Annotated in this window: 6 protein-coding genes; 3 read left to right on the top strand and 3 right to left on the bottom strand. The window is 38.8% G+C overall.

The window, feature by feature from the left end:
* From HMPREF9088_RS12055 to HMPREF9088_RS05855, 3 genes are all read right to left on the bottom strand, one after another.
* The coding region (locus tag HMPREF9088_RS12055; protein WP_007208240.1) for a DUF2238 domain-containing protein at nucleotides 1-402 on the bottom strand (402 nt) is incomplete at its 3' end.
* On the bottom strand, nucleotides 403-891 hold the full coding sequence (locus tag HMPREF9088_RS05850; protein ID WP_007208241.1) for a nucleoside 2-deoxyribosyltransferase: 489 nt from the start codon (nucleotides 889-891) through the stop codon (nucleotides 403-405). It lies immediately after the preceding gene.
* Nucleotides 892-906: 15 nt separating this feature from the next.
* Nucleotides 907-2,127, bottom strand: a complete 1,221-nt coding sequence (locus tag HMPREF9088_RS05855; protein ID WP_007208242.1) for a GNAT family N-acetyltransferase — start codon at nucleotides 2,125-2,127, stop codon at nucleotides 907-909.
* Nucleotides 2,128-2,273: 146 nt separating this feature from the next.
* Here HMPREF9088_RS05855 and lepA point away from each other — a divergent pair, with 146 nt between their 5' ends.
* The 3 genes from lepA (at nucleotide 2,274) to HMPREF9088_RS05870 (ending at nucleotide 5,019) form a co-directional block, all read left to right on the top strand.
* Nucleotides 2,274-4,112: a translation elongation factor 4 gene (gene lepA / locus HMPREF9088_RS05860; RefSeq protein ID WP_007208243.1), complete on the top strand. Its 1,839-nt coding sequence runs from the start codon at nucleotides 2,274-2,276 to the stop codon at nucleotides 4,110-4,112.
* A 374-nt stretch (nucleotides 4,113-4,486) separates the two neighbouring features.
* A complete protein-coding gene (locus HMPREF9088_RS05865) occupies nucleotides 4,487-4,750 on the top strand; it encodes a type II toxin-antitoxin system Phd/YefM family antitoxin (RefSeq protein ID WP_007208244.1) in 264 nt (87 codons plus the stop codon).
* Nucleotides 4,750-5,019: a Txe/YoeB family addiction module toxin gene (locus HMPREF9088_RS05870; RefSeq protein WP_007208245.1), complete on the top strand. Its 270-nt coding sequence runs from the start codon at nucleotides 4,750-4,752 to the stop codon at nucleotides 5,017-5,019. The genes HMPREF9088_RS05865 and HMPREF9088_RS05870 overlap by 1 nt, the downstream gene beginning before the upstream one ends.
* The last annotated feature ends 396 nt before the right edge of the window (nucleotides 5,020-5,415 follow it).

Raw genomic sequence — 5,415 nt, forward strand, 5'->3', positions numbered from 1 at the left:
AAAACCAAATAAAAGAAAAACCCAGACTGGAATGTTCTTCGTAGGAACTTGTTGTAAGCCATTGGTAATGATGCCATAGCCAATCATAGAAAGCAACATCGGGCTCGTGCCATGAAGAATTTTATCCCAAAATGGAATCAAATCCATCAGATGCAGACAACTGCCTAAAAAGACAGACATAAAGAGAAAGAACCAATAAAAATAGATCGTTGCTTTCGGAAAGTAGAGATGGAGTACCTTACGAATCATATCAGGTGCAAAAATCAACGCAATACCAGCCAAACATTCAATGACAACAACCATTCCAGAAGCCGGGCTAAGAAACCACTCGCGAATGGTCGCAAGTAGGGTGAGAAATGAAAATGCAAGCAAACTCCACCGTACTTTATGATAAGTAGACAATTACACGTCACGCTCCTTTAAATACTGGTCTAAGCCAAGAAGTAGCTCACTTGTTGAAGCGTAGATTGCACCATTTAGTTTAATCAAGCCTATCGTATATAGATTCGCGTAATGGAATTGATTTTCACCAATCGTTTGCAAAGCCGTCAGTTTTTGTTGATTCATCGCACCTTGTTGCCGGCTATCGGTGTAAAGCGCAACGACAGGAATCCCTGACGCATAGGCGATACCAATCTCAGACGCAACACCTGGATCAATCGTCAACCCATCCAATAAAGCAATCATCAGCTGGCTTTTTTGCACTTCAGCTGTATCTGCTAAGGCAATCATCTTGCTGTCAGCGTAAGCTTGCTTGTCGTTAATTGCCGCATTTTCTTGTGGCAAATAGATTGTATGGTCTGGATATTTCTCGCGAATGGCTTTTGCTAACTGTGCATTAAAAAGAACATCACTTTCTGAAAATAAAGGGGCAGCAAAATAAAGATGCATTCCTATTTCCTCCTTTTAGAAATAATCACTAAAGTACGCTTCCATGTCTGGGATGATTCGTTCCAATGTCCGTAAAGTCTCTTTATCTGTCATTAAACGCTCAATACGTGAAAGATAAGAGGCACGGCGGTAATTCATGAGTAAGCAAGTCAGGGTTTGAATGTCAATCGTAACGGCATGACCAATTGGTTCACGCGAGATCCGGGTTGACTGCGTGTCTTCGTCATAGCTTAAACTAAAAACACCATTGTTCCACTCGGCAATTGGGTCATGAATCTGAAAATGAAACGGGCGGCTGAACGACTTGAAAGGAAAACTCTTTAAAAATTCTTCTACATCAACAATACGGGCCATATAGTACGGCTCAATTTCTTCTTTGATCTGACTATCTTCCAGTAAAAAGGCAAGAGGTTCATTTTTATAAATGTCACCTTTTACCCAGTAGACCATCGAAAAATGTGCAGACACAAAGTTCCATAAGCCATTACGCGCCTCTTGGTTAATGTAAAACATTTCTTTAATGTGAAAGACTTCTTCGGCTACCCAATAAAACAAGACGCCTGTCGGTTGACCATCTTCGTCGTAGTAAATAGCCGCCGTTCGCTGATCTTCATTCTCGTAGCGCCAATATTCTTCCCAGTGAAACGAGATGCGCTGCAGTGCTCCGTGGTTTTCTTTAGCAAAGAGGTCATAGACTCTGTAGACATCTTCATGGTCGACATCGCGTCGTTCGACCATCCCCGGCACAGCAATCGTTTTAGGTAATTGTGTGTCACGAATTTTAAAGGAAATTTTGTCGGACATAATTTCCCAGCCTTTGCGACGATAGTATGGAATATTGTAAGGGTAGAGATAAGATATCCATTGCTTGTCCTTACGCATGTGTTCCAACGCTAGTCGAATTAAGCCTTGCATTAAGCCATGACCGGCATACTCAGGATAGGTGCCTACACCAGTCACGCCGCCCATTTTGTAGATTGTTCCGTGAATATTGACCTCGCAAGGATAGATTGCAATTTGTGAAACGAGCTGCTCTTTATTAAACCAACCAAACACTTTGGATAATTCTAAAATTGGTTTTTTGGATTTAATCATTTCACGCTTGCTCTCAAATCCACTTTCTTCAATATCTGATTCAGTGATTTGGAAGACGTAACTCAACAATTCATTAAATTGATCGACATCTTTTTCTTCCACTGGCCGAATTTCTAACTGGTGACTTGAATCAAATTCCATCGTTTCAACTCCAATACTTCAATTTATAGACAAAGTATAACAGACATCTTGCGGATTGTTTAGCTAGTTGAATAGAAAAGACTTTGAATCTCTTGCTTGCGTTGGTATAATAAGAAAAGCTGATTAAAAGAAATGAAGGAGTACCTATGCATACAGTTGAAGAAATGAAAAAGCGTCAAAAGATGATTCGAAACTTTTCAATCATCGCTCATATCGATCATGGCAAGTCGACCTTAGCCGATCGTATTCTTGAAAAAACCAATACCGTATCCTCCCGTGAAATGCAAGCTCAATTACTTGATTCCATGGATTTAGAAAGAGAGCGCGGAATTACCATTAAATTAAATGCTGTCGAGTTGAACTACACTGCTCAAGACGGCAATACGTATATCTTCCATTTAATTGACACTCCTGGACACGTCGACTTTACGTATGAAGTCTCGCGAAGTCTTGCTGCCTGTGAAGGAGCTGTACTGGTCGTCGATGCCGCGCAAGGGATTGAAGCGCAGACCCTAGCGAATGTGTATTTAGCACTGGACAATGACTTAGAAATTTTACCAGTCATCAATAAAATTGACTTACCAGCCGCTGATCCTGAGCGCGTACGCAAAGAAATTGAAGATGTAATTGGGATTGATGCAAGCGAAGCCGTCCTAGCGAGTGCCAAAGCAGGGATCGGAATTGAAGAAATTTTAGAGCAAATCGTAGCTTATGTACCTGAACCAACAGGTGAGCTTGAAGCCCCTTTGAAAGCACTGATCTTTGATTCTGTATATGACGCCTATCGTGGAGTTGTCTTAAATATACGGGTTATGGATGGTGTCGTAAAGCCTGGGGATCGTATTCAATTAATGAGCAACGGCAAAACATTTGAAGTAACGGAAGTCGGGGTCTTTTCTCCAAAGAGTATTAAGCGTGATTACTTGATGGTGGGTGATGTAGGCTACATCACTGCAGCAATCAAGACGGTCCAAGATACTCGTGTCGGGGATACGATTACTCTAGCAGACAATCCAGCGACCGAAGCACTAGAAGGATACCGTCATATGAATCCCATGGTTTATTGTGGCCTGTATCCAATCGACACATCACGATACAATGATTTACGTGAAGCATTAGAAAAACTACAATTAAATGATGCTGCTTTACAGTTTGAACCAGAAACCTCTCAAGCATTAGGCTTTGGTTTCCGCTGTGGCTTCTTAGGATTGTTGCATATGGACGTGGTGCAAGAACGATTAGAACGTGAATTCAATTTAGAATTAATTACAACGGCGCCATCAGTTATCTATCACGTGAATAAGACAGATGGTACGCAGCTGACTGTAGATAATCCAGCTGATTTTCCAGATCAAGTCTCTATTTTAAATGTAGAAGAACCTTATGTAAAAGCGACAATCATGGTTCCTAATGATTACGTAGGTGCCGTAATGGAGCTATCCCAACGCAAACGCGGCGACTTTGTAACCATGGATTATCTCGATGATTATCGCGTAAATGTGGTCTATGAAATTCCCTTGTCAGAGATTGTCTTTGACTTCTTTGACAAATTAAAATCAAGTACAAAAGGATACGCCTCACTAGATTATGAAATGTCTGGCTACCGTCAAAGCAAACTCGTGAAAATGGATATTCTTTTGAATGCTGAAAAAGTCGATGCTTTAGGCTTCATTGTCCATAAAGAATTTGCCTTTGAACGTGGCAAAGCTATCGTTGAAAAGCTAAAAAAACTGATCCCACGCCAACAATTTGAAGTGCCTATCCAAGCTGCGATTGGCCAAAAAATTGTCGCTCGTTCAGATATCAAAGCCTTGCGGAAAAATGTCCTAGCCAAATGCTACGGTGGCGATGTTTCCCGTAAACGAAAACTATTAGAGAAACAAAAAGAAGGAAAAAAACGCATGAAACAAATTGGTTCGGTCGAAGTACCTCAAGAAGCCTTCATGGCTGTTTTGAAAATGGACGAGGATGAACCGAAGAAATAGCAAGGGTTTGTTTGAAAATATTTAGTAAAAAAATCTAATTTTCATATTTTATTCGCCCTTTTGTCGCCCTGAAATTTTGGCTCTTTCTCAAATAGTGTTGTTTTATCACTCTTTAACAACTGGTATTGTTAAAACTTACAATCATTTGAATAGAACCTTTGGGTCAAGCAACGGTTTTCGTTGCTTGACCTTTTCAGCATGTTTTAATATAGAATCTTGCGTAATTGAGCCTAGTATAATAGTAGAAGTGAACTTATTTAAAGTTGCAATTGAACCATAATAAGAGGTAAGTAAGCATCAGGCTTGTATCTCTAAATGTTTACGTACTTAATTAAGTACGTTATAATGATGATATAAGTAGAGGGGGAATTAATATGGCAAACAGAAGTTTAAATCCTAGTTCAGCCCGAAAAGATTTTTATAAATTATTGAAAGATGTCAATGAGAATCATACTGAAATTGAGATTATCAGTGACCGTAGTGGAAATAATGCAGTGCTTATTGGATTGGATGATTGGAGAGCAATCCAAGAAACCCTTTTTCTTGAGCAAACAGGTACTCTTGATGCTGTTCGGGCACGAGAGAAAGATCATAGTGGATTTACAGATATTGATGAAATTGATTGGGATAACTTGTAATGAGTAACTACTCTATACAAATAAAAAACTCTGCTAAAGTAGATTTGAGAAAAATTAAGCAGTCAAATTTGAGAGCTCAATTTGAAAAGGTAGTTCAAACGTTAAAAGAAAATCCTTATCTTCCCACCCAATCATTCGAGAAACTAAAACCTACACATGAAGGTCGGTATTCAAGACGATTGAATAGACAACATCGAGTAGTATATCGAGTAAATGAAGACGAAAAAATTGTAGAAATTTATTCAGCGTGGACACATTATGAAGCATAGAGTTGTATGCGAATAATATTTAGCATCATGAACCTTTTATCTGAGGAGAGACATAAAGAGTCGTGCGGGATTTCTCTTGAAAAAGCCAGAGCAGTTAGGTTCACACCGCAAAGCATTGTTGATGCTCTTGAATTTTTGATAATATAGTGGACGCGATTAAACTATCAATCACTCTCATATGCAAAAAACATCTCTAATCGAGATGTTTTTTTTGTTTAAGCAGAAAATTTACTGAAAACAAACAATTTGATTTAAATTGCCATTATTAGCTGAAATTATTTGTTTAATTAGGTATAATCAGTTTTTTACCTAATAAAAAACTGAAAAAACAACCATTTCACTTTTGAAAGTAGGCTTATTTTATTTAGTCAATAGAACAAAATATTTACAAAATAA

Origin of the sequence: Enterococcus italicus DSM 15952 (assembly GCF_000185365.1) — a bacterium.
Lineage (GTDB): Bacteria > Bacillota > Bacilli > Lactobacillales > Enterococcaceae > Enterococcus_G > Enterococcus_G italicus.

What these genes read in the sequence shown, in the direction of transcription:
- HMPREF9088_RS05850 (WP_007208241.1), bottom strand. Translation starts at nt 891, where the DNA reads ATGCATCTTTATTTTGCTGCCCCTTTATTTTCAGAAAGTGATGTTCTT.
- HMPREF9088_RS05855 (WP_007208242.1), bottom strand. Translation starts at nt 2,127, where the DNA reads ATGGAATTTGATTCAAGTCACCAGTTAGAAATTCGGCCAGTGGAAGAA.
- lepA (WP_007208243.1), top strand. Translation starts at nt 2,274, where the DNA reads ATGCATACAGTTGAAGAAATGAAAAAGCGTCAAAAGATGATTCGAAAC.
- HMPREF9088_RS05865 (WP_007208244.1), top strand. Translation starts at nt 4,487, where the DNA reads ATGGCAAACAGAAGTTTAAATCCTAGTTCAGCCCGAAAAGATTTTTAT.
- HMPREF9088_RS05870 (WP_007208245.1), top strand. Translation starts at nt 4,750, where the DNA reads ATGAGTAACTACTCTATACAAATAAAAAACTCTGCTAAAGTAGATTTG.